This is a genomic window from Methanosarcina sp. WWM596 (assembly GCF_000969965.1).
Lineage (GTDB): Archaea > Halobacteriota > Methanosarcinia > Methanosarcinales > Methanosarcinaceae > Methanosarcina.
In genome coordinates this window covers 1,414,167-1,437,630 of the sequence record NZ_CP009503.1, presented here as the reverse complement: position 1 = coordinate 1,437,630, position 23,464 = coordinate 1,414,167, and the positions used below count along the sequence as shown (strand labels likewise).

The window sequence follows — 23,464 nt, the reverse complement described above, 5'->3', positions numbered from 1 at the left end:
GAAACTTCAAGAATTAGGAGGCAGGCTTTGACTCAGACTGGCAGGATTTTCGGGGTACGCCAGTATTCCTCCATAAAATATAAGAAAAGCTATACCGGAGTTTTAAATGCATCTTATCGTAACGGAAAAAAATATAGCAGCAAGGAGGATAGCTGCGATTCTGGCTCCAAAAAGTCCTAAGAAGGAGAGAGTCAGCGGAGTAGACGTATACCGGTACGAAATTGGATCCGGCGAAAACAGGCAGGAAACTGCAGTAATAGGGCTTTCCGGCCATATTGTCGGGATAGATTTTCCAAAAGAGTACAACAACTGGCAGAAAGTTGATGCCAGAGCCCTGGTAGACGCTGAGATAACAACAACTCCAATTAACCGGAAAATAGTGACTGCCTTAAAGAGCCTGGGGAAAGAGGCAGACAGGGTCACGATTGGAACTGACTACGACCGGGAAGGAGAACTGATAGGAGTCGAAGCTCTGAACATCATAAAGAAGGTGAACCCGGATGTCCCTTTTGACAGGGTCCGTTACAGTGCAATAACCCCGAAAGCAATTGATGCAGCATTCGCAGATCCTACAAACGTTGATTTTAACCTTGCAGATGCAGGGCACTCCAGGCAGGTAATTGACCTGGTCTGGGGCGCAGCCCTTACCCGTTATATTTCACTGGCAGCTGGAAGGCTTGGGAAAATGTTCCTCTCGGTGGGAAGGGTGCAGTCACCGACCCTCTCGCTTATAGTTGACAGGGAAAAAGAGAGGAATATCTTTGTCCCGACTCCTTACTGGGAGATCCATGCCGAACTTGAAACCACGTCAAAAGAAACCTTTTCCGCCCAGCACACAACCCGCCGCTTCCTGGACAAAGAGGAAGCTGCAAAGGTGTTCAAAAAACTGGGGAAAAAAGCGGAATTAAAGGAAATCGAAAAGGGAACAAAGATCGACCAGCCTCCTACTCCTTTTAATACTACGGGCTTTATCAGCGCGGCAAACTCAATAGGGCTCAGCCCTTCAAATGCCATGCGCATAGCTGAATCCCTTTATACTAACGGGTATATTTCATACCCCAGAACAGACAATACTGTTTATCCCGATACTCTGGATTTGAGGGCTCAAATTGAGATTTTTAAGGAAGGGCCTTTTAAGGAGTATGCAAACATCCTGCTTGAGAAAGCCGAACTTGTCCCCACTCGCGGGAAAAAAGAAACCACAGACCACCCTCCTATCTATCCTGCGTCCCTGGCAAAGAAAACCAATCTAAAAGAAGAGGAATGGAAGGTCTACGAGCTTGTGGTCAGGCGCTTTTTTGCAACCTTTGCCGAGCCGAGCACCTGGGAGACCATGCGCCTGAAAATCGAGATAAATGAGGAAGAGTTCAGAGCAAACGGAGCAAGGCTGCTGGAACACGGCTGGCGCTGGTATTATCCCTACAATGCCCCTGAAGACAGGCTGTTTCCGGAACTCAGGGAAGGAGATTCCCTGAAAGTAATAAAGAAAGAGATGCTGGATAAAGAAACCCAGCCCCCAGGACGCTATGGGCAGGGCAGGCTAATCAATATAATGGAAGAGCTCGGGCTCGGTACAAAAGCCACCCGCCACGAAATAATCAGCAAACTCTATTCCAGGGCATATATCCACGGAAACCCAGTACAGCCCACAAACACTTCTTTTGCAGTAATGGACACCCTTGAGAAGTATTCTCCTACGATTACAAAACCGGACATGACAAAGCTGCTTGAAGAAAATATGGACCTGATTGCAGAGGGCAAAATAAAGGAAGATGCAGTTCTTGAAGAGTCCAGGGAGATGCTCAAGCAGGTCTTTTCGGAACTTGACAAAAATAGGGACAATATCATAGAGTCCTTGCAGGCAGGTCTCAGAGAGGATAAAATCATAGGCACCTGCCCCTCATGCGGAAACGAGCTCATGATCCGCCGTTCGAAAAGGGGGAGCCGTTTCATAGGCTGCAGCAATTACCCTGACTGCACCTTCTCACTACCTCTACCAAAGAGTGGCCAGATTATTGTCACCGACAAGTCCTGTGAGGTTCACGGGTTGCACCATATCCGCATAATCAATCAGGGAAAACGGGCCTGGGACCTTGGCTGCCCTCAGTGCAATTTCATCGAATGGCAGAAAACCCAGCAGGAAGAGCAGGCCAAGAAGCCGAAAAAAGAAAGGCCCAAATCCATTAAAGATCTCGAAGGTGTTGGAAAAGCAACTGCAGGAAAACTCGAGGAAGCAGGAATAAAAAGCATAGAAGCCCTGATGGAAGCTGACGCTGTCGAACTTGCGAAAACCATAAAGGTTACCGTAAAGAAGATTAAGAACTGGCAAATCTCATGCGGCAGCACAGTTAAGGACTTATGAAACAGTCTTCACTCAAACTTTTTTCTTTCTTTGTTAGAATTCATCTTAATAACTCATAAATTTCTTTTGGCCAATTTGTGACCTTCTATAAAACTACCGCTTGACTAAAAACCCGGGGGTTTTACGCTGCATTTTATAAAAAAGCCTAAAAACCAAAAAAGTGGCAACATTTTAGGATAAAAGTTGCTATAAAATAGTAGCATGAAACTTCAAACTATCTTTTTCATAATATTTAGGACAGCCCTGCAAATTTTTGATTTTAATCCTCAAATGTTTAAGTTAAAAATTTATTAAGTTAGATGTATTTACATCGGATCTCCAAAAGATAATTTGTTTTTTAAGAGTTATTGAGTCATATCCAGGAAATTAAGTGTTGAATCAGCTATTTCCTAATAAAAAATACTTTGTAGAGAAGTTATTTGCTCTTATTAGAGATAAAATTTCTTAAATTCATATTTCAAAGATTTTTGATCCTTATTTTGAAGATTCAATTTAATATGACTAATAACAAAACTGAATGCCATAGTTAGAAATAAATATAATTTGTCTACATATTAAGCATTTATTAAACTTTATTAATTATTCTAACGATGAATAAAAGTTATTTTTCAAAATATAGAATTATTAGGATTTATTATTGTATAAAAAGCTTTATATTGATGTTTATAACAAAAATGAGTACTTTAAATCCTTTATTTTACATTTAGTTTAGAGGAGCAGATTAGTATCTTAATATAAATATCTATCCATAGTTATTTTTATTAGATTATCTAAACAGTATTAATATAAATTTAGGCGGCAGGAAGTTATTTATTCTCTTGTCGTATGATAATATCTAAATAACGCTGATTTAAAATCAAATCGGCTTATTTATAATAAAAAACAGCAGTTATATACTACATTTGCATAAAAAATATACGACATAAGTGAGAAAATAAGTAAAGTTAGATTAAATTAAAAAAAAGTGGATAGTGGGGACAAATGCGGAAACAAATATTTGACAAAATGAAAAAGATAGTATGTCTTTCCATAATTATCTTTTTCTCGATATTAGTGTCAACTGCTGCAGCAGAAAACAACAGTGACATAGGTAGCAGCAGTAGCTCAGAGCAGAACTCAGAGATCCCTGAATATGTAGATGCAGGTTCGGGGAACGTATTTAACAATGTCACGTTTAACAATGTCACATTTATCAATGGGCCTGATTCATGTAACACATTTAATAATGTCGTATTTAACAATGTTACATTTACCTATGATCTGGACCCAAGTGATCAGAACCCAAGAATCATTGTTCGCAATATCCGGAGTCCGGGAGACACCGTTAAAAGTAATTCGGACACTGAAAACGCCGCTAACAATGAATCAAGCGCAGAAAATACCACTAACAATGAAACTGACCCGTCAACCACAATTAATAATGGGCAGTACGCAGGAAGCACCATTTACATAGGACAATACGCAGGAACCTCATTTTACTCAGGAGAATACGCAGGAAGCGCAGCTAACGCATCAGAAAGTACCATAAATAATGGGCAGTACGCAGGGAGCATCATCAACAACGGACAGGATTCAGGAAACACCATTAATTCCGGGGAGGGAGCAGGAAGCACCATATTTGGACCGGATTCAGGAAACGCAGAATATTATGGAGAAGGTTCAGGAAGCACCATAAACAATGGAGAAGATTCAGGAAGCGCAGAATATTATGGAGAAGGTTCAGGAAGCACCATAAATAATGGACCGGATGCAGGAAACACAGAATATTGTGGAGAAGACTCGGGAAACACAGTAAATTATGGAGAAAATTCAGGCACTGCGATTTATAATGGGCCAGTAGCAGGGAGCACCATTAACAATGGACCGGATGCAGGCACCGAGACTTATATTGGGCCAGAAGCGGGGAGCACCATAAACAATGGACCAAATTCAGGTGCCGAGATTTATATTGGGCCTGAAGCAGGGAGCACCATAAACAATGGACCAGTATCAGGGGGCACCATTAACGAGGGGCCAGTAGCAGGGGGTACCATTAACAATGGGCCTTGTTCAGGAAACACAGAATTTTGTGGAGAAGATTCAGGAAGCACCATCAACAATGGAGAAGATTCAGGAAGCACAGAATATAATGGGAAAGATTCAGGAAGCACCATCAACAATGGAGAAGATTCAGGAAGCACAGAATATAATGGAGAAGATTCAGGAAGCACCATCAACAATGGAGAAGATTCAGGAAGCACAGAATATAATGGAGAAAATTCAGGAAGCACCATAAATAATGGACAGGAAACAGAGAGTAACGGTAACGAGGAAGAGAACTAAACACAAAAAACACATTGAATAGGCAGTACTTTCGATATAATTTACGCAGTTGAACTGAGAAGACTCAGTTCCAAAATCCAGGAATTTTTAAATTTACATCCATCACTGGATTTTGGAACTGAGTCACTGAAAAAACAGACATCTGAATCTTTAATTCTAACCCATACAACCTTTTTTGCCATATTGAATCATTCTTGTCACAGCAGAGTTGCGGCTCTGCAGTACACGATCCTTTTCGCTGCGCTCAAGAGGACTAATTTTTAAATCGTGGTACATCTGCTCGACAAAGGAGAGCGGTCTTGTAAACAAAAATCAAAAAAAACGGATAGGCAAATAAAAATCTACTTCTGCTTTTTACTTCTATTCAAGTCTCATCTCTCTTTCTTCTTTTTCTCTTTTGAGAAGGGCTGACAGAAAAGCTGGTGGAAGCGTCCTAAATCATGCAAATTAAAAAGTGATTTCAGCAAATATGTGAAACTTACTTTTTTCCATACAATTTGAAAAAGATACGGAAAACTCAGAGGCTGGAGTGAGAAAATATGAACCTATATATAGTACCTTACTGTTTTATAATTATTAATTTGTAAAAAAAAATATCAGAGGTTTATAACTTGGCGACCAAGAAACAGAAAGCAGCAAAACGCGATAAGAGAGATAAGGAAACGAGCGGCAAAATAAAAACACCAGCTGAGGAAGTTAAGGAATCAAAAGACAAAATAAAAGAACCAGATAAGAAACAAGATAAGAGACAAGATAAGAAAGGAAAAGGAAAATAAAAAGAGGATATTTAAATCAGACCTTTTTTCTCATCTTATCTATAATCCATTTTTTGCATTCTCGAATATCCGAAAATTAAAAAATAGTTTTCTGTGTATTTCTGTATTTATATGAAGAAGCGTAAAACCCCTGAGTCTTTAGCTCAGGGGATATAAGCGTCAACTTCAACCCTGATTCCGTATGTAATATTCTGCCGCCTCTTTACTAACATTTCCGATAGTAGACGCAAAATAACCATCACTCCATAACGTATTCTCACCCCAATAATACTTTTTCAGATATTCTTTTTGAGTTTTCCATAACCTGTTAGTATATTCTTGTTTCAATTTTCTGACAATTGACAAAACGCTAACTTTCGGCTCACTCTTGATCAAGAAATGAATATGGTCTTTGTCAGTTTCCATTTCAAGGATTTTAAAGTTAGACTCTTTTGAAATGTCAATCCTAATCTGTTTGAGTTCTTCGCTAATTGGTTCAAGTATGACTTTTCGGTATTTGCAAACAAAAATAACATGATACATTATCAAAAATTTGCTATGATTCCGTGTTTCATACTTCATATTTACCAAAAAGTACATGTGTTGTTAAAGCATATAATGCCTTTGTATGATGCAAGCGTTCAAATTTAGACTCTATCCTACAACTACACAAGCTATTCAATTGAATCAGCATATAGGTAGCTGTAGATTTGTCTATAATTGGGCACTTGACCAGAAAATTAAAACTTATGAGCAGACAGGGGAATCAATTTCCAGATTTGACTTAAACAAATTAATTCCTACTCTAAAGGCTTCTAATGAGTGGTTAGGAGAAGTTAACTCTCAATCATTACAGGGGATGACTAAGCAGGTTGAATCCGCTTTCACTAGATTCTTTAGAGAGAAAACAGGGTTTCCAAAGTTCAAATCAAAAAAGAATCCGATACAGTCTTTCCCTGTACCTCAACACTACACTGTAAACTTTGAAACTAATACTATCAAGCTTCCTAAAATAGAACCAATTAAAGCAGTTCTTCACAGGAAGTTTGAAGGAGAGCCTAAAACGGCTACGGTATCAAGGACATGTAAAGGACATTACTACATCAGTATCCTTGTTGAAGATGGAAAAGAACTTCCAGTAAAGGAAGCTTTCACAGAATCAACAACAGTAGGAATTGATGTAGGTATCAAAGACTTTGCTGTCCTTTCAACAGGAGAAAAGGTTGAGAATCCAAAGTACTTGAAAAACTCTCTTAAAAGGCTCAAAGTATTACAGAAAAGAGTCTCAAGGAAACAGAAAGGCTCTAAGAACAGGGCAAAAGCTAAACGAAGACTTGCTGTACTCCATGACAAAATAACAAATCAGAGAAATGACTTCCAGAACAAACTCTCTTTTAGACTTGTTAGCGAAAACCAAGCTGTAGCTCTGGAAACTCTAAATGTTAAAGGCATGGTTAAGAATCATCACTTAGCACAGGCTATAAGTGATTCTGCGTGGAGTAGTTTTGTAACAAAGTTGGAATATAAGGCTCAATGGTTTGGAAAAACCGTCCTGAGAATAGGACAATTTGAACCCTCTTCTAAGCTATGTAGTGTGTGTGGATACCACAATAAAGAGCTTCAGCTAAAAGACAGAGAATGGATTTGTCCAGACTGTAAAACCAAACACGATAGAGACATTAATGCCGCTATCAATATCAAAAAATTCGCTCTCATAGATCAGAATCTAATTGGATTATGACACCGTAGGGACTACGGGGATGAGCTTGGGGACTTGCCCTCAATAGAGGGAGGAATGAACCAAAAAGCCACTCAGTCTTTAGCTGAGTGGTAGTTCACTTCTCAAATTCTACAAACTAATTCTTTTACATTTCCCTGTCCCCACTGTATTTAATTATCTCAAATACTCTTTGTGAATTTCCGTGCAAATTCTCCTAAAAACATCTAAAAGTGTCTAAAATCGTTCATATTCTCGGAGTTTTCGAAGAAACTGTAAACATTTTTCCAGGTTATCCGACCAGCTAAAAAAGAGTTTTCCAGTTTTTAAACTATGTTTTGAGTTTCCGGAGCACCAGGACAATGTAAAAAGAACTCTCAAAAGTTTTTTAAATAATTGAATCGTAAACAGTTCTTGTGAGAAAAGAGAAAATTTATTCCCTCCATGTTCTCTTTTCTTTTTTTTCCTGCATATATAGTATTTATCCAACAATATAATACCTGATTTTTTATAGTTGGTTCTCATATGTTACGTTATGTCTAAGAGTGGAGGATCATTTTGGTTTAAGGTGGCAATTGTTATTGCTGTTTTTGCAGGTATATCGAATGCTGTTCTTAAAGTGGTTGGCAATTGGAAACCCAAAAAATAGTGTATATTGTAATTGACAGTTGTAATTAGCAGAAAGTTTCAGCTTTGTTTTCCAGCCCGTACGACCACAACAGGAACTTTTGAACCTCTTACGACTTTTTCTGCAACACTTCCCAACAGAAATTTTCCGAGGCCGGTTTTTCCAAGTGTACCCATTACTATAAGATCCACGTTATTATATTCTGCAAAATTGATAATTTCATCACTCGGGTACCCATCTAAAAGAACTGTTCTTACCTCTACCCCTGCTTCCTCTCCAATCTCCTTAACTTCAGATACTGCTTTCTCCCCATCTCCCATCATAATTTTGTATATTATTTCTTTGCCAGCAGTCCAATTTTCGGAAATTGTAGAAGATGTATTTACTACGTGAAGGGCGTGGACAGTAGCTCCGCTAAGTTTTGCAAGCTCAATACCGTAAGAAATAGCCCTCCGGGTATTCGCGGATCCATCTGTTGCAATCACTATATTTCGGAAAAAATCACTCGTCATGTATTGTTCTCCATTACAGCTTTTAACTCGCATTCAACTTCCATGAAAAAATTATGTGTAAACTCTAAATGCCCTATAATAATGTACTAACCTGATTATAAATATAAGTATGTGAGACAGTACGAAAATGAGTAACTATGAAAAGAGTTACTCACAGCTTCTATGACTTATTTTCAGAGCAGATTCAGACTAATCTTCCATAAAAGAGATTAAATACGAAAAGTGTCATCCGGGTATGCTGTACAGTATCAATCAATTGATCAGGTGTCTCAGGATTTTTATTATTTAATCATAATATTTCATATGTTTCTGCAAGTTACTGTACCTTAAGCTTTTAGCCGTCGGATCAAAACTTATAAGGTCTGTAAAGCCAGATTTATTTCAAAAGGTTTTTTGAAAAAGCTTATTCGAGAAATTAAAATATAAAAAATTCACAAGGAGTGTTTATTCTGGAGCTTAGCTTTAAAGGCGGATGCAGGGAAGTAGGACGTTCGGGTTTGCTTGTAAATGGGGAAGTTCTGCTCGATTACGGTATAAAGGCTGGAGATATCCCCCAATATCCCCAGAATGGCATGGAGCCGAAAGCCGTGCTAATATCCCACGGGCATCTGGACCACTGCGGGGCGGTCCCTAACCTGATGTACCAGAGCCCTGAAGTCTTCATGACCCCCCCTACCGCAGAATTTACCAACCTTTTAGGGAAAGATACCCTCAAGCTTGCAGAAACCACCCTATCAGGTGTGGCTCCTTTTGACCCCGATGATCTTCAAAGGCTTACCCAGCTGACCTGGAGAAAAGACTACGGGGAACCATTCAAAACTCATGGGTACCGTGCCTGCTTCTACAACGCAGGCCATATCCCCGGAGCTTCGGGAATCCATCTGGAATCCGAATTGGGAGAAAGTCTCTTTTACACAGGAGATTTCAGCTTGAAAGAAACAAGGCTTGTGCCCGGTGCAGAAAAGTTTCCTGAGGCTGATACACTTGTGCTTGAAAGTACATACTTCGGAGAAGAACATATCCCGCGAAAAGAAACCGAAGAGCGATTTATAGAATCTGTCCATGAGACCCTGGAGAGAGGAGGCACTGCCCTTATCCCTGCCTTTGCAATAGGCAGAACTCAGGAGATCCTGATGCTGCTTGACGCCCACGGAATCAGGGCTTACGTGGACGGGATGGGCAGAGATGTGTACAAAATCCTCAAAAAAGTTCCAAATTATCTGAGAAATCCGGATCTCCTTGACAGTGCATTCGGACGTGCGATTTCTGTAAGAAAAAAACAGCGGGAATCACTCCTTAAAGAGCCTTCAGTCATTGTCACTACAGCCGGAATGCTGAACGGGGGGCCGGTACTTTATTATCTGAGCCGCCTTTACAAAGACCCAAAATCAAAAATTCTGCTCACAGGCTACCAGGTTGAAGGTACAAACGGCCGGTTGGCACTGAAACACGGAGTCATCGAAACCGATGGGTCTGTCCTTGCTCTCAAGCCCAGAATCGAGCAGTACGACTTTTCTGCCCACTGCGGAGACCAGGAGCTGAAACAGGTCGTAAAGGATTTCTGCAAAAAGGGAACTGAAAGGGTTTTTGTCATGCACGGGGAACGAACCGAAGCTTTTGCACAGTGGATTTCAGAGGAAATAGGCGTAGAAGCTTATGCACCCGCAAACGGGGAATCCTTCAGCATTTAAAGGAAGAAAGGAAAATAGAGGAACAAAAAGAGAAGAAAAAAGGAAAGAAAAATGAGTAAAAGATGAAGTTTTTCAAGAAGCTTCGAAATGCTTAAGCACCCTAAATTCCAATAATCCATGCATGATCCTCAATCCTGAATCCGAAGTTCTTGAAACACTTGCAAAGAGCATCCTTCTGGCTGCGCGGACTGCCCCGAAAACCAAAGGAGTAGACGACATAGTAACTGCCCTTGTTGAAAAAGAGGATATTGAAATCCTTGCCTCGGCAATGGAAAAGCTGGCAGAAGGAAAAGGCGAAGGCTTTTCTTTCCTCAAAAGAGATGCCATAAACCTCAGAAACGCGGGGGCTGCTGTCCTCATAGGAGTCAAAGCCAGCGGGGTGGCAGGCTTGAACTGCGGAGCCTGTGGATTTAAAACCTGTGCAGAAATGCTGGATCAGCAGAAGGTAGAAGCAGATTTTAAAGGTCCAAACTGCATGCTCAAATATGCAGACCTGGGAATTGCTGTGGGAGCAGCTACTGCAAAAGCCAAAGATTTCTGCATTGATAACCGGGTCATGTATTCAATTGGTGCAGCAACGAGGGTTTCCGGCCTTCTGGATGTAGATGTTGCTTTTGGAATCCCTCTGAGTGTGACCGGGAAAAATATCTTCTTTGATAGAAAATAAAGAGCCAGAGACGGCATCTCAAATGTGTTGCCGACTTTGACACTTTATCAGGTTACCATTTTCTCCAGTATTTTTTGAAGAATTTAAGATGGATTCCCGGCAACGACACAGGGAGAATTTGATTTCAGACGATAATCATGTGAACCAAGATCTACAAAGAGAGGAGCTACATATATGTCAGTGGTTGAGTTTGCATTTTTATAATTTCCACCCACATTATTATACAAACAGTTATTATCCAGCACAAAGGTATGTGTTTCAGGGAGATAATTGATCACTGCGTATCCTGTCCCATCAGGGTCTTTTGTGCGTTTCTGGGTATTTACAATTATATTGTTGCGGATAACCGTTATGTATCCTGTACCCTGAGGTGAAAGGTCAACAGGGTCACCTGTACCTGTAGAAACTGAAGGGTACATATTGATAATAGCAGCATGATATATACCATCAAATACGTTATTCTCAATGAGAGTATCGTAAAACCCACTTGTTACTATACCACCTACCCAGTCAATACCGGGGTTCGTACCGGTGTTGTAAAAGGTATTATGATGAATGTGGACATTCTGTGCCTCTTCCTCGGGATAAGACTCTCCATAACCTATCAACCAGATTCCAGGTCCATAAGTGTTATGGATAGTATTATTATAGATCTCTACATCGTTCACGATACCTGTTGATTTCTCGATCAGGATTCCCGGGCCGCCTGCGCTCCAGTCGTAAAAAGAGTCGATCACATTATCGTGGAATTTTATGTGGTTTGAGTTCCATATTCTAAGACCACTATTAGTCCTGCAAGTTATTGTGTTGTTCCAGGCTTCTACGTTCGTGCACTCAATTGCGTAAAGACCGTCATGCCCCAATTTATACACTTTGTTGTTGTAAAATTGAATGTTGGATCCCTTATCTACTTTCAGCCCGTCTCCATGCCCATCATGCAGGTACATGTCATGAACCTGTATGTTTTTAGAATTTAGGAAATGAATCATATTGTAATACCCATCTCCTTTCTTCTTGTCCTGATTATGGTCATGATCTCCGTTGATTTCAAATCCTTTTATAGTGACTCTATGGATTCCGGCACTGTCAATCTGAGTTATCAGTGGCTTACCCACCGGCCAGCCTGCTTTGTCTTTAAGTTTAATTACGGCTGTGGAATCCCCCTCAAGGACCGTATTACTTCCAATTAAAATACTATCAGAGATATCGTATATATTTGGACCCTTTAAATAAACGGTTGAATACTGTCGATTTTCTGCAACATATGCCAGAGCTTGATTTATCTCTACCTGGTCGTCACTTCCATCACAGGTGAAGTTTCCGCTTCCATCGCCAGCTACATACACAGTCTTATTTAACGGTATAAGAGAATAATCAGATTGTATAGCATAAAGAATGTATATTCCCAGTGCGATCAGGAAAAGAAGAATTACAATGGAAATTCCTATTTTTTTCCTGTTTTGCCGTACGTACCTCAGATGTTTTTCATTCATTTTATCCCTTACTTTTAATTATGAACTTCAGCCTTGAGAATATTTTGAGTGTGGATTTTTGATCGGGCTTGATAAATACCAGTGTCCTGGCAATTTAATTATTCTACACAATATTTAGACATTTTCTCATCGGCATTCTTCTTCGTAAATTTTCATTCAATTTTCTTTTCTTGTTTGTTTCTCCTCTTCGTCCATGCATCCACTTCATGGGAAAGTTAATCTATGTCACCGGTCCTTCTGTCTGTACATTCGATATCCATATCACATTGATCTCAATTTCTGCGGCGTTCAGTTCCATTCCCAACATATTCGTAATCATATTTTTCTTGACTTTCCGGCTTCATTGGAATGGACTTTCTCTTATCTTTAAGAAGTTGTTTTGGTTTCTCGTCAAGGCAGACAAGAGGGTTTTTAGAATCAATCCTCTTCGTACAGATTAAGAATGCCGTACATACTTTCCCTATATTCAGAATCAATAGTCTGAATGCACCACATCCGCCTCAATAAGGGCTTAGTTTTGCCTTTTTCAAAATAAGCCTGATACTCTCTTTGCTTATTGTTTCAAATCCTTCTTTCTTCCTCAGTTCTTCGGTAAGCAGAGACAGCGACCATCGTTTGCTTCCATAAGGAGAACTGCTACAAGCTAAAGCGATTACTTCTGCAACATGTTTTTCGGTGTATTTTACAGGCTGACCGGATCTTGGCTTGTCCATAAGAGCGTTCGGGAGACCTTCTTCCACATACCTCTTCCTTATATTCAAAGTAGTATTTCTGGAAACACCTAATGTTTCCGCTATCTCAATAACTCCTTTTCGCTGGTTTGACAGGAGGAGGATGCGAGCCCGGGTTAGTTCCCTTGCGTTTTTATGTCCTTTTCTCACAAAGTCCATAAGGAAACTTACCTCATGATCTTCAAGTTTAATCTGTAGCATGAAAGTATAAAGAGATTCAAAGCTTATAAAGACGACCAATAATTAAATGGTTGAGACTAACCCGAATTAACGCTCATGGAGATGCCGACGGTCTTCCATGAAGTGAGAAGCCGCTAGGTCTTTAGCTTAGGGATAATTCACAGGAAACTATTCCATAACCAATATAATAGTTGCTTTAGAAATTTGAAGAGGATACTAATAAGGGAAAGATCAGAAGAGCCTTAAACAAGTCCCCTTCTCCTTTCACTTCTGTATTCTTCAAAGAGGCTTTGCAATTCATCTTCCTTGGCTTTGTGGCGTTTGATTTCGACTTCTTTTTCCCACTCAACAATTGCGGTTTTCAGGGTTTCGGGTTCTGCCATTGCAAAGTCTTCCGCCCTTTCAAGCGGGATACCCCTTAAGACCGGCACGTCCCCCTTGAAAAAAGTATCTTCTGCTGCATGTGATATATCTTCCGGGATGAGCACTGCCCGAACTCTAGCTTCTACAAGGATCTGGGCGGTTGCTGCTCCTCCTCCGCTTGGATTTTCAAGGAAAACCACATCTCCTGGCTTGAGCCCGTACTTTTCCTGTGTTTCGGCAATGGACTCCTTTGTAAAAGCTGCAATAACCTTTACAGGGATACCTTCACCACGGATTTCCATTTTCCGGATTTTACGCAGTTTGTTGCTCCTGCGCCTGAGTTCTTTGACAGTTTTATTTTTATTGCTGAGCTCTTTTTTCAGGTTCTCTATGGTGCTGTCCCTTATCTGGATTTCTTTTGATTTCCGGACTTCACCGTAAGCTTCTTTTTTGAAGCCTTTTAACCTTGAATCAAGCTTTGAGATTTTCCTGTCTTTTGCAATAAGTTCCTGTTTTAATTCTTCTACATAATCCTGCAGGTTCTGAATCTGTTCTCCCTGTCTCTGAACAGTCTCTCTCATTTTCAAAAGAGATTCTTCAACTACCCTTTCCTCGGGTTTTTCAGGAGCAGCCCTTGCCTTCAGCTTTTCAGGAGCAATCGAGACAGCCCGTACTTTTTCGATCGCAGCTTCTATTGAGTCTCCACGGATTACATGAAGCTTTATCAATTCGAGGTCCGCATTTGCCGGGGCTTTCTTTTCAATCCGCATAAAGATATTCTTGTAGCTCCTGTAGGTGAGAAGGGCTGCAGTTAAGGCATCCCTTTCATGGTCATTGGAATAGCCGAAGGTTTTTCCAAGCGAAATTTTTTCTTCGGCAGAAACCTCGATTCCAGGGCTTGCAGGGACTGCATTAAAGCTCCTCCGGATTTTTTCAACCGAGCCTGGTATTGGAGTGACATCGCTTGCAATTACTGCAGGTTTTCCGTATTCGGCAATAAGCTTGACAACTTCATCAGGAGCTATTCCCCTGGAGCTTTTCAAATAGAGGAGGTCTCCATCAAGAGAAAGAATAGCTATGCCCACGGTTGTTCCCGGATCGAGTCCTACGATTGTGAATTTCCGCCTGGAATTCTTCGGTTTCAGGGGAACATAACGGATTTTGTCGCGTTCGACACTTCTCACACTTACCTGCGCATCACTGCTCGCCATTGGATGTATTGGAATCTCTCCGCGTTTTGCATAGACTGTAAATTCAGATCTGACATAGCCCCCAAACCCTTTCACGTTTACAGCTTCGAATCTAATCCCTTTTTCCCGTGAAAGATCCTTGAGGGTATTTTCAATCTCCCGACTTTTCTGAAGCACCGCTCCGTGTACCTTTCTTCTGTACCGGTTCTGGCTCCAGCCTCCCCGCCCGAGGGAACGGGCTCTACTGACTTTAATTCTCGTAATATCTTCAAAAAGAGAGACCTCATGCCCTACCCCCAGATCTGCAAGCCGGGCACAGACTTCAGCTTCGTCATTAGGGTTTTGGGGGTCAAAGGAAAAACCGTACTTCCGTGCAATTCTGACCAGAGGTTCCTGATGAAGCCCACCTGTAACCTGAACGAGTTTAACCTCATCAGGCAGGTGTTCCATAAGAGAAAAGAGCTCTGTTCTGTCAGCCGCAAGCTCGAAAATATTGTCAACGGCTATAATCACCGGTCTGTCCATCTGGATCAGATTAAAGATCTTCTGGCGGCGGAGCATACTCTGATGGAAAACTTCTCCATCCCTCAGGATAGCCAGAGCATAGCGAGGAAGTTCCTTTGCCCTTGGGGAACCCCGGGCAATATCAATTCCATAGATGATCCTGTTTTGCATGAACACCTATATATTATCTCTTGTTGAATATATATTTAACTGATTTATACCTTTATTTTACAAAATTAACATAGCCTATAATAGCCTATAAGGTCCTGCTTTTTCACCTCATCTAACTTCAATTTTTAAAATTTTACCCGCCTTTGAGTTTTCTCGGGAGAAAATATACCCTTCAATTAGCCTTTTCCCACAATTAATCATTTCATTGGTTAGATTGCAGCTAAAAACTTAAAATTGAGTCAATTTAAGGAATATCAAGAAAATAGGCCCCAATAGATTTAAGGAGCATTTTCGAGAGCGTTAGAACTGAATTATAATATTTACATATAAAAATGACAGACACCCTCATCATTTAAGGACTGGTAGGATTAGAGAATCACAGTTGAAAAACGTAGGATGAAGGCGGTCTTCGGAGGACCACGGTGCGTGTGACATTGTTGTAGCTTGCTCAGAGGGAAAGTCAAGTTGTGAACTACCAATATTTATCGCAACAAAAAATTTTTACGATAAGAAATTTTTATTTTCTTTATCCGATCTGAGTTTACTTATCTTTTATCTGTTTCTTTGAATTCCTCTCTTTTCCGAACGCTTCTTCTTAGCTGTAATTTTCTTTATCTTTATTTTCTTCGCTGACATTCCCCTCATTTAGACCTTCTCCCTTTTACCTGTTTCTTCAGTAATTGCTTCTTCTCTGCTTGCTTCTTCTCTGCTTGCTTCATCTCTGCTTGATTCGATTAAGCTTGCTTCACTTTTGATCTCTTCGAAAACTTCTTTAAGCTCCCTTTTAATATCATATTTCCGGTAAAAATGAACCAGCACATTTGAAATATCCCTTTCGAGAATTTCGTCAGCTTGGGGATGGTCAGGAGTTATATATTGAGGCCAGTCAATGAGCTGGACGCCTTCTTCGGATACAAAGATGTTATATTCGCTTAAATCGGCATGGATAACTCCCAGAGAATAGGTTATCTTTACCTGCCTGAGAATCTCATCGAGATACCATTCAGCGTTAAGAAGCTTTGTTTTTGAGAGCAGGCTGCCTTTTGCAAGCTCCATGACAATTGCATGCCTGTTCTGATCCAGGGGTTTTGGGATAGACACCTGCGGGTACACCCTTGTCATGATCTCATACTCCCTCTGGGCAGCAAGACGAGCAGCATAAATCCATGAAAAGTGTTCTCTTTCCCCAATGTGTTCACGTACTCTTTTTATTTGCTTGAAGCTGGTCCTGCCTTCCCTGTGAAATTTGATTACGACCGGAGAAGGCTCCCCTATTGCAAGCTCAGGCTGCCGGATCGCTTCCAAAATGACGGACTCCTTACCTACCCCTACTTCATCCCCTATGGCACTGATGCTTTTCCTTTTCACAAAGGCATTGAGAGCGAGGGCATCATAGCCCTCAAAATAAATCTGATATCCTTCATAAGGCTGGGTGGTCCTGACCACAAGTTTATCCCGGACAAGCTTCTTCAGCCTGTATTCCAGCTTATCAAAAGGCATTTTAGTGTATTTATTCAATTCCTCTATAGGCACCCACTCAAAATGTTTCATCCCTGTCTCGATGCCTGTAAGTGTCCTGAAATCCTTTGCATCGATTTTTTTGAAAACCTTTAGCACTTCGTCGATCATCCTATCCTGTTATACATATCCCCTTCGATATTTAAATGATCGCCCGAATTGTGTCACGCCCGAATTGCGCTTTGGGATCGCAGGAAATCGGAGATTTTACGGGAGTTGCGATGTAATCGCAACAGTACGCTGTCCTTTTCGCTGCACTCAAGAGGACTTAAAGTATAGATATTTCTGCCCCATACAAAATCATTCACTGTGAAGGACACCTGTAAGACACTAACAAGTAGAAATGAACAGGCAAGCTGGCGGAGGCACTGATATAAATTGTGTATTGAAAAAAGTTATTCGGGATCATGAGAAGCATTTTTCAGGTCATGTGAGGGCATTTATCCATAAAAATTGGTTTCTCTAAATAGCATGGTAGGTTCGCTTGTTGTTATTTATTAGTTGATGACGGGCTGGCTAAGTCCTGTGCAAAAGGGAGAAAACTAAAAGATTCCATTTTCGGGCACTCCGGAATAATATCAACTGATTAATAATGGGCCCGGAGAAACAGAAATGAAAAAAATTCCGGTTCCATCTTGTACTGTATCGTTAGAGCAATTCCAATATCTATAAAGCTTTAACTTTCTTATATACCAGACATGCAGGAGATTATTTTTATTGATGAAGGCAGCCTTCCCACACCTGAGGGTGTCACGAGGGAGTGGGTAAAGGCTGCAGCTGAAAACCGGGACGAGGACGAAAAACTTTTTTCAATGATAAGGGAAGCTTTCCAGAGAAAAATTGATGTGGGAGTACACGTTCCCACATATCCCCAGTTTAGAGATATGATAGGCCAGTTCCTGGATATCATCATAGAAGAAAAAAATTGTTATGAACCTTATGTGCTAAAAGAAGAAAATGCAAAGATCCTTGAGCTGGAAATAATCGATGCAGTCGCAAAACAATTCAAAAAAGAGACCGGAAAGACTATTGAAGCCAGGGTTTGTATTGCAGGCCCTACGGATATGTATCTTCAAGCTTTCGGGGCAACAGCTTTTGTGGACGCATACCATATTCTTGCACTGGATATTGAGAAATTCATTAAACAGGCATTTAAAACAGCAAAAAATTTCAAAATTAAAGTTATAGCTCTGGATGAAATCAGCCTGGGATTAAACGATAAGATTCAATTTTCTGACGCTGACATCATATCGGCTCTTACCGTTGCTTCCAATTATGCCCGGCAGCAGGGAACTGACGTGGAGATTCACCTGTATTCCCCATTGAAATATAAGCTTATATGCGAAACCCCGATCAATGTCATCGGATTTGAGTATGCAGCAACTCCTTCCTACCTGGATCTTCTGGACAGAAAAGTACTGGAGAATTCAAATACTTATATAGGAGTCGGAATATCGAGAACCGATATTTTCAGTCTTATAAGTATTGTCAATGAAAAGTATGGAATTAATGCCTGGGAGGAAAAGGAGTACATGCAAAAAATCGTAACTGAGCTCGAGACTCCGGATGTCATAAAAAAGAGGCTTGAAACGGCTTTTTCCGTTCTTGGAGATCGCATAAAGTATGCAAGCCCGGACTGCGGGCTAGCGTTCTGGCCTGATCAGGACCTCGCTTTCAAGCTTCTTGAAAATACCGCAAAAGGTATAAATGAATTTAATGCAGAAAAGAAGAACTCTGGTCCAAACCGGACATGAAATTCTTTGAATTACAGGCGCAAACATTGCAGAGATGGCAATCACTGCATGGAAAATACCCAATGGTATGTTTAAGGCGAAATGGAAGGCAGCCGAGGCAAGCAGACTTTCTACCTGGACGTCGAAGATACGTACCAGGGCATCAAGCACGTCGACATGGTTCCCAACCTGTTGTCCCAGACCCTGGCAACCATTGAGATCGGCAAAGACGTCGTGCTGAGCCACGGCTACATCAAGAACAACTTCGATATGGAAAGCGGATGAAGAATGGCTGGAAGAATTCCGGATTTCCCTGGACCTATAGTCAATCCAGAGTTAACATGCTTGCCATGCGTCAATAAATGACCTCTCTTCGACGACATCCTGTACCAGCACCACCGGAACTGGGCAGGATCGCCTGCGACCTTTGTGCTAATACAGGGGCAGTGCAAATATATTTATTCAACTTAAATACCTGCGTTGTATCATAGATTTGAAGGATAACGGACTGTCCATTCTGTAGAGTCAAATACAAGGGGATACCCAGCATTTACCCACGAATCGATACCATTCTGAATGTTATATACTCTTTTGTAACCCGCATCTGCTATCAACTGGCTTGCAGCAGCACCTCTTTTTCCTGTTTTACAAAAAACAAGTATTTTTGTATTTTTATTCACTGGAAATTCATCCATTCTATTCGGCAATAGGTAACTATCGGATAAATTAACAAGATCATATGCCGGCACATTTTTTAATGGGATCAGTTTTGCTCCTTCAACATGCCCGTATTTGTATTCAGCGGGGGTACGAACATCCAGAATAAACACACATTTTTGTTCGAGTATCTCACTAGCAACACAGGGCGTAACATTTTTGTATCCAGCAGAAACAGTACAATCAATCTCAGGTACTGATCCTGCAATACCCGGGGCAATTATGAGAAGCGCAATCAGAATTGCAGAACCTGACAAGTATTGTTTATTCAACTAATTCCTCCACCTAAATTTATTCTTCTCTATTTTTAACTCAAAATTTTTACCATTTCTATTGTCCTCTTCTTTTTGAACTCATCCCAATCTACTTTTATTTGACTTACTATTTTATTTTTCATAATATGTCCATTAAAGCTCGCCGTACCCGCTGAATTCGTAGTACCGGGGATCGAACCATCTATTGATGTCACAGTCAGCCGGCTATAGCAACTTGCCTGGTATCGTCCTGAACGACTTCGCGTTGAAACTAACCGTTTTTCTTGACATTGCCAATCCAACTGCCACCAAAGTAATCACGAAACAACTTTGCAGTTAATTCTGCCATGTTCGTTTCTACTTTTGATTACTATCTCGAAAATAATATCATATTGAAATTATAAATTTAGAAATATATCATTTCTGCTAATATAAAAAATAAGAATAAACTCAGATCCTCATCATCAGAAGACCCTAGAAGCACCAAGAGCTGAAAACCACAATAAAACCGGGAAATCTGAGATTATTTTTCAGAAAATTCTAGCAACAAATATTGTATTTTATGCCAGGAACCCTGACAGGTACAAAAAAGCAACTATTCACATAGCTATATATGTAGAAAAAATATTATTCAAATATCTGGCCTTATTTCTTCAAGATTTTAATATGGACTCTCCCCAGGGGTGTGACCTCTCCCAGTTTCTAATAGCCTCAAGTTCCAAATACAGAAAGTTTCTGTATGACAAATAAATTGTTTCTGTATGACAAATAAATTGTTTCTGTATGACAAATAAATCGTTTCTGTTATCTCGTCGATACTCTACGTTTTTGTAGTCATAGTGTCACCATTTGCTGTATAATGACAGCTTTCTGTTTGTTTGCGTATCTTCATAAATGATAAGGTATCATAATAGCTTGGAGTGAATAACTGTGCATAAATTAATAAAAATAGTGGGTTATATATTAGCGATAATAGGTTTTGCTCATGTTGTAAAACACATCATGTATTGCAAAGAATTTCGCTGTTTGTGTGGCTGGCATAAAATAAAAGTAGAAGACGAAAAACCGGCTGATTCAACTGTATCGCATAAAATAAAAGTAGAAGATGAAGAACGAAAAGGTTCAAGGTACGGTTCTAATCCTGTTCGTTATTAAACCCGGAACCATACGTGGAAGGATTATCCCAGACTTCAGGGATAAGGATAGGTATCGTAGGCAGGCATGAAGACCCTGCCTATCTAAGGACCAGTTGCGCATTAAGGATGAACAGATAGAAAAGCTAAACGAAGTTATCCAAAGTTAAGCGGTCCATATTAAATGTTTTTTTTCCATAATAGTGAATTCCCAAAAAGGGTTGGCAGTCATTATGGAGCTAATCCTGTTTGAGATTCTTCATTTTGAGGGAGTGAAAGACACCTGTTTGCTCATTACTTTCAGTTTCTTGATTGCTGAGATTGTTGCCTGAGATTCTTTGTAAATCTTGTCTTCATAATAACTTATGATCTCGTCAACAGGTGCTATCAGAGAATAAATCTTCATTGGTCGCCCTTTCCCGGGCTTTTTTTCTGAGCGCACACTGATCCAGGATTGGCTGTGCATTAGCCTTATTGCAAGACTGACTTCAGGTTGTCTTAATCTAGTACTTATTTCTATTTCCTGGGATGAAGCTTCGTTTACAGTCATAAGATACGCCATGGCTGTAGCAGCATTTCTTGACATCCCGAGATCACTTAATGCTTTAATAAAAATATGGTCGTTTTCGTCCAACATTTTTACTTCAGAATCTTTCATGATGACTCCTCGATATATCTAGTGTTATGGATAGTTTGTCAGCTTAAAGAATGCTCTTATAATTACTTATTAAAGTTGATGATACCTTATAAACATTTTCAAAAAATATGCATTTGCATGATAAAAGGTGCCGTTTTTACATTTTGAAGCTACTAAATAGCGTTTTTTCTTTATTCATTGGTTAACCACATAACATCCCCTAGAAACCTTCTAGCAACCTTGTCACAAGAAAGGCCAGAACTATCGTTTGGGATAAGAATAGGTAGCTCTAAAATAATTATGTGTTGCCGAAAATATTTCGTAACGAACCCCGGGTATATTTCAGTCCAAACGTACAATTTTTACAAGAGACTGAATTGGAACATTAGAGATTGTATCTGCACCTTTTTTGTCGACCAGTACCGCTACAACTCTTGGTTTTGCATCCATTTCTCTCAGCTTCCCAATCACTTCCATACTTGTTGAACCGGTGGTAACTACATCATCCACAATAACACAGTTTTTACCGGCAACGGATCCAAAATTTCTGCTTATGGTCCCTCTGTTGCCTGCATGAGCTATATCCTGTCCTGTACGATGATAAATAGCTAAATCTGCACCCAGTTCATATGCCATCATGCTTGCCAGAGGAATACCATTGGCAGCAATACCAACAACCACGTCTACATCGGCATTTGCCTTTTCCAGGGTCTCAAGCACCATGTCGCAAAGTGCAAGCGAAATATTATGGAGACGTTGAGCACTTTTCCCTATACTGCTCCAGTTTACAGAAATATCTTTTGGAGCGGGGGTTGTTTCTTCTTTTTTTGAACGGGTTAAAAGCCAGGTAACCGTTTCCCTTGAAACGTTGAGTTCATCGGCAATCTGGGCGGTAATAAGCCCGCTATTCTGCAGTTCCACAGCTTTCTGGATTAAATCTTCTATATCCTTCATGCTTCTATTCCCACCTGAAATTTTTATCCGGCTGTATTTCCGGAATCTCTAAATTAAAACCGTATTATAATATCAAGCGCTATATCTCTTTTTTCAATTTAAGATTGACTCTTTTATAACTTCCTCTTCTATAAAGAGGAAAGCCGCAGATGGGGGCAGGCTTCCCCATTATCAAAAGTTTTTCTGCAGTCCATAAATTGCTTTTTCCAGATAATGATATCCTTAATCTTTTTCATCTGGATTCAGTTAAGATACAAAACCTCTAAAGATGTAAATTTTATGCCAGCATCTAACATTTAAGCCTGAAAGTCGCTAAGATGGTATTTGAAGTTGTGCATTTGGAAAAGTTCTGCAAGAAACAGATCTTTAGACCATATTTATATGTAACTAAAGTATCTTTTAATTTTGATGCTTCTTTTTGGACATATTGGCGTCACGTTGGGGGTATTTTTCGGATTTGCATTTTTCATACCACAATTAAGGACCATTATAGATCCAACATACCTGGTCATTGGATCACTCCTTCCAGACTTAATAGATAAACCTCTAGGAATGGTTATCTTTTCTTCTACCATTGCAAACGGACGGATAATAGCTCATACATTGTTATTTTCTTTTACCCTCTTTCTGACAGGTTTATACTTATATGATAAAAGTGGAGATATCAAAGTCCTTACCCTTGCAACAGGTTCTATTTTTCACCTTATGGAAGATAAGATGTGGGCATCACCTCGAACTTTATTTTGGCCTCTCCTGGGATGGCGTTTCCGCAAAAATCCGCATCAAACTGGACTAAAATACTTATTGACACTTTTTAAAAAATCATTTAGAGAGTTATAAAGCAGACCATTTGTGAAGGCTTTGCCTGTCGAAGGACCACCTGCACAAAAAAAATGATACATTAATCAGAATGATGCATTAATCAGAATGATACATTAATCAGAATGATACATTAATCAGAATGATACATTAATCAGAATGATACATTAATCAGAATGATACATTAATCAGAATGATACATTTATCGAACTCACTTTCTGTGATGTACACATAAATGCCATCAATTATCCCAATTAAGAAATTTTTTTGGAGCTCTTAACCGGTTTGCTTGATAATTTGTGAAAAATAAATATTGCTGCTAAAAATATTATTGGTGGTATTAAGCTTATTAAGGCGGTTGTATAGTCTAATGTTATTGTTTTCATTCGGTTTTCTTTAGTAAATATAAAAAG

The 23,464-nt window shown here is 40.0% G+C and carries 18 protein-coding genes and 1 pseudogene; 10 read left to right on the top strand and 9 right to left on the bottom strand.

What is annotated here, in order from left to right; all coding sequences use genetic code 11:
- Window positions 1–106: 106 nt before the first annotated feature.
- The 3 genes from MSWHS_RS06385 to MSWHS_RS20070 all read left to right on the top strand — a co-directional run bounded on the left by MSWHS_RS06385 (window position 107) and on the right by MSWHS_RS20070 (window position 5,460).
- Entirely contained in the window at window positions 107–2,362 is a 2,256-nt protein-coding gene (locus tag MSWHS_RS06385; protein WP_048158864.1) for a DNA topoisomerase I, read from the top strand.
- Window positions 2,363–3,367: 1,005 nt separating this feature from the next.
- Entirely contained in the window at window positions 3,368–4,684 is a 1,317-nt protein-coding gene (locus MSWHS_RS06380) for a hypothetical protein (RefSeq protein ID WP_197074032.1), read from the top strand.
- A 611-nt stretch (window positions 4,685–5,295) separates the two neighbouring features.
- Window positions 5,296–5,460, top strand: coding sequence for a hypothetical protein (locus MSWHS_RS20070; protein ID WP_156148084.1), 165 nt, complete (start codon window positions 5,296–5,298; stop codon window positions 5,458–5,460).
- 165 nt (window positions 5,461–5,625) lie between these two features.
- On the opposite strand, the gene tnpA is transcribed toward MSWHS_RS20070, so the two are convergent.
- Complete coding sequence (gene tnpA, locus MSWHS_RS06375) at window positions 5,626–6,039, bottom strand: IS200/IS605 family transposase (protein ID WP_082088041.1); 414 nt, start codon at window positions 6,037–6,039, stop codon at window positions 5,626–5,628.
- Window positions 6,040–6,067: 28 nt separating this feature from the next.
- Between tnpA and tnpB the strand changes: the two genes are divergently transcribed.
- Complete coding sequence (tnpB, locus tag MSWHS_RS06370; protein ID WP_048126942.1) at window positions 6,068–7,180, top strand: IS200/IS605 family element RNA-guided endonuclease TnpB; 1,113 nt, start codon at window positions 6,068–6,070, stop codon at window positions 7,178–7,180.
- Between the two features lie 663 nt (window positions 7,181–7,843).
- Here the strand turns inward: tnpB and MSWHS_RS06365 are convergent.
- Window positions 7,844–8,296, bottom strand: coding sequence for a universal stress protein (locus MSWHS_RS06365; protein WP_048126940.1), 453 nt, complete (start codon window positions 8,294–8,296; stop codon window positions 7,844–7,846).
- Between the two features lie 440 nt (window positions 8,297–8,736).
- Between MSWHS_RS06365 and MSWHS_RS06360 the strand changes: the two genes are divergently transcribed.
- Both MSWHS_RS06360 and MSWHS_RS06355 read left to right on the top strand, forming a co-directional pair.
- Window positions 8,737–9,987 carry an MBL fold metallo-hydrolase gene (locus MSWHS_RS06360; protein ID WP_048126938.1) on the top strand — a complete coding sequence of 417 codons (1,251 nt, stop codon included), beginning with the start codon at window positions 8,737–8,739 and terminating at the stop codon, window positions 9,985–9,987.
- A 121-nt stretch (window positions 9,988–10,108) separates the two neighbouring features.
- Window positions 10,109–10,654 carry a ferredoxin domain-containing protein gene (locus MSWHS_RS06355; RefSeq protein WP_048126936.1) on the top strand — a complete coding sequence of 182 codons (546 nt, stop codon included), beginning with the start codon at window positions 10,109–10,111 and terminating at the stop codon, window positions 10,652–10,654.
- Window positions 10,655–10,737: 83 nt separating this feature from the next.
- Here the strand turns inward: MSWHS_RS06355 and MSWHS_RS06350 are convergent, their stop codons facing one another.
- From MSWHS_RS06350 to MSWHS_RS06330, 4 genes and pseudogenes are all read right to left on the bottom strand, one after another.
- On the bottom strand, window positions 10,738–12,147 hold the full coding sequence (locus tag MSWHS_RS06350; RefSeq protein WP_048126934.1) for a right-handed parallel beta-helix repeat-containing protein: 1,410 nt from the start codon (window positions 12,145–12,147) through the stop codon (window positions 10,738–10,740).
- 152 nt (window positions 12,148–12,299) lie between these two features.
- Window positions 12,300–13,079, bottom strand: a pseudogene (locus MSWHS_RS19060) (IS630 family transposase).
- A 221-nt stretch (window positions 13,080–13,300) separates the two neighbouring features.
- Entirely contained in the window at window positions 13,301–15,292 is a 1,992-nt protein-coding gene (locus tag MSWHS_RS06335) for a DUF460 domain-containing protein (RefSeq protein WP_048126932.1), read from the bottom strand.
- A gap of 639 nt (window positions 15,293–15,931) precedes the next feature.
- Window positions 15,932–16,915 (bottom strand): serine/threonine-protein kinase RIO2, encoded by a 984-nt coding sequence (locus MSWHS_RS06330; protein ID WP_048126930.1) that lies wholly within the window; start codon window positions 16,913–16,915, stop codon window positions 15,932–15,934.
- 587 nt (window positions 16,916–17,502) lie between these two features.
- On the opposite strand from MSWHS_RS06330, the gene MSWHS_RS06325 reads away from it, so the two are divergent.
- Together MSWHS_RS06325 and MSWHS_RS06320 are read left to right on the top strand one after the other, a co-directional pair.
- Complete coding sequence (locus MSWHS_RS06325) at window positions 17,503–18,558, top strand: methionine synthase (protein ID WP_048126928.1); 1,056 nt, start codon at window positions 17,503–17,505, stop codon at window positions 18,556–18,558.
- Window positions 18,559–18,639: 81 nt separating this feature from the next.
- Complete coding sequence (locus MSWHS_RS06320) at window positions 18,640–18,822, top strand: hypothetical protein (protein ID WP_048126926.1); 183 nt, start codon at window positions 18,640–18,642, stop codon at window positions 18,820–18,822.
- Between the two features lie 200 nt (window positions 18,823–19,022).
- Here MSWHS_RS06320 and MSWHS_RS06315 read toward each other — a convergent pair whose 3' ends face one another.
- Window positions 19,023–19,526 carry a rhodanese-like domain-containing protein gene (locus MSWHS_RS06315; RefSeq protein ID WP_048126924.1) on the bottom strand — a complete coding sequence of 168 codons (504 nt, stop codon included), beginning with the start codon at window positions 19,524–19,526 and terminating at the stop codon, window positions 19,023–19,025.
- Between the two features lie 912 nt (window positions 19,527–20,438).
- Between MSWHS_RS06315 and MSWHS_RS06310 the strand changes: the two genes are divergently transcribed.
- Window positions 20,439–20,663: a hypothetical protein gene (locus tag MSWHS_RS06310; RefSeq protein WP_048126922.1), complete on the top strand. Its 225-nt coding sequence runs from the start codon at window positions 20,439–20,441 to the stop codon at window positions 20,661–20,663.
- Between the two features lie 237 nt (window positions 20,664–20,900).
- On the opposite strand, the gene MSWHS_RS06305 is transcribed toward MSWHS_RS06310, so the two are convergent.
- The gene (locus MSWHS_RS06305; RefSeq protein WP_048126919.1) at window positions 20,901–21,299 is read right to left on the bottom strand and encodes a transcriptional regulator protein; all 399 of its coding nucleotides are present in this window, start codon (window positions 21,297–21,299) and stop codon (window positions 20,901–20,903) included.
- A 321-nt stretch (window positions 21,300–21,620) separates the two neighbouring features.
- A complete protein-coding gene (locus MSWHS_RS06300; protein WP_048126917.1) occupies window positions 21,621–22,232 on the bottom strand; it encodes an orotate phosphoribosyltransferase-like protein in 612 nt (203 codons plus the stop codon).
- A gap of 408 nt (window positions 22,233–22,640) precedes the next feature.
- Here MSWHS_RS06300 and MSWHS_RS06295 point away from each other — a divergent pair, with 408 nt between their 5' ends.
- Window positions 22,641–23,072: a metal-dependent hydrolase gene (locus tag MSWHS_RS06295; protein WP_048126915.1), complete on the top strand. Its 432-nt coding sequence runs from the start codon at window positions 22,641–22,643 to the stop codon at window positions 23,070–23,072.
- Window positions 23,073–23,464: the final 392 nt, after the last annotated feature.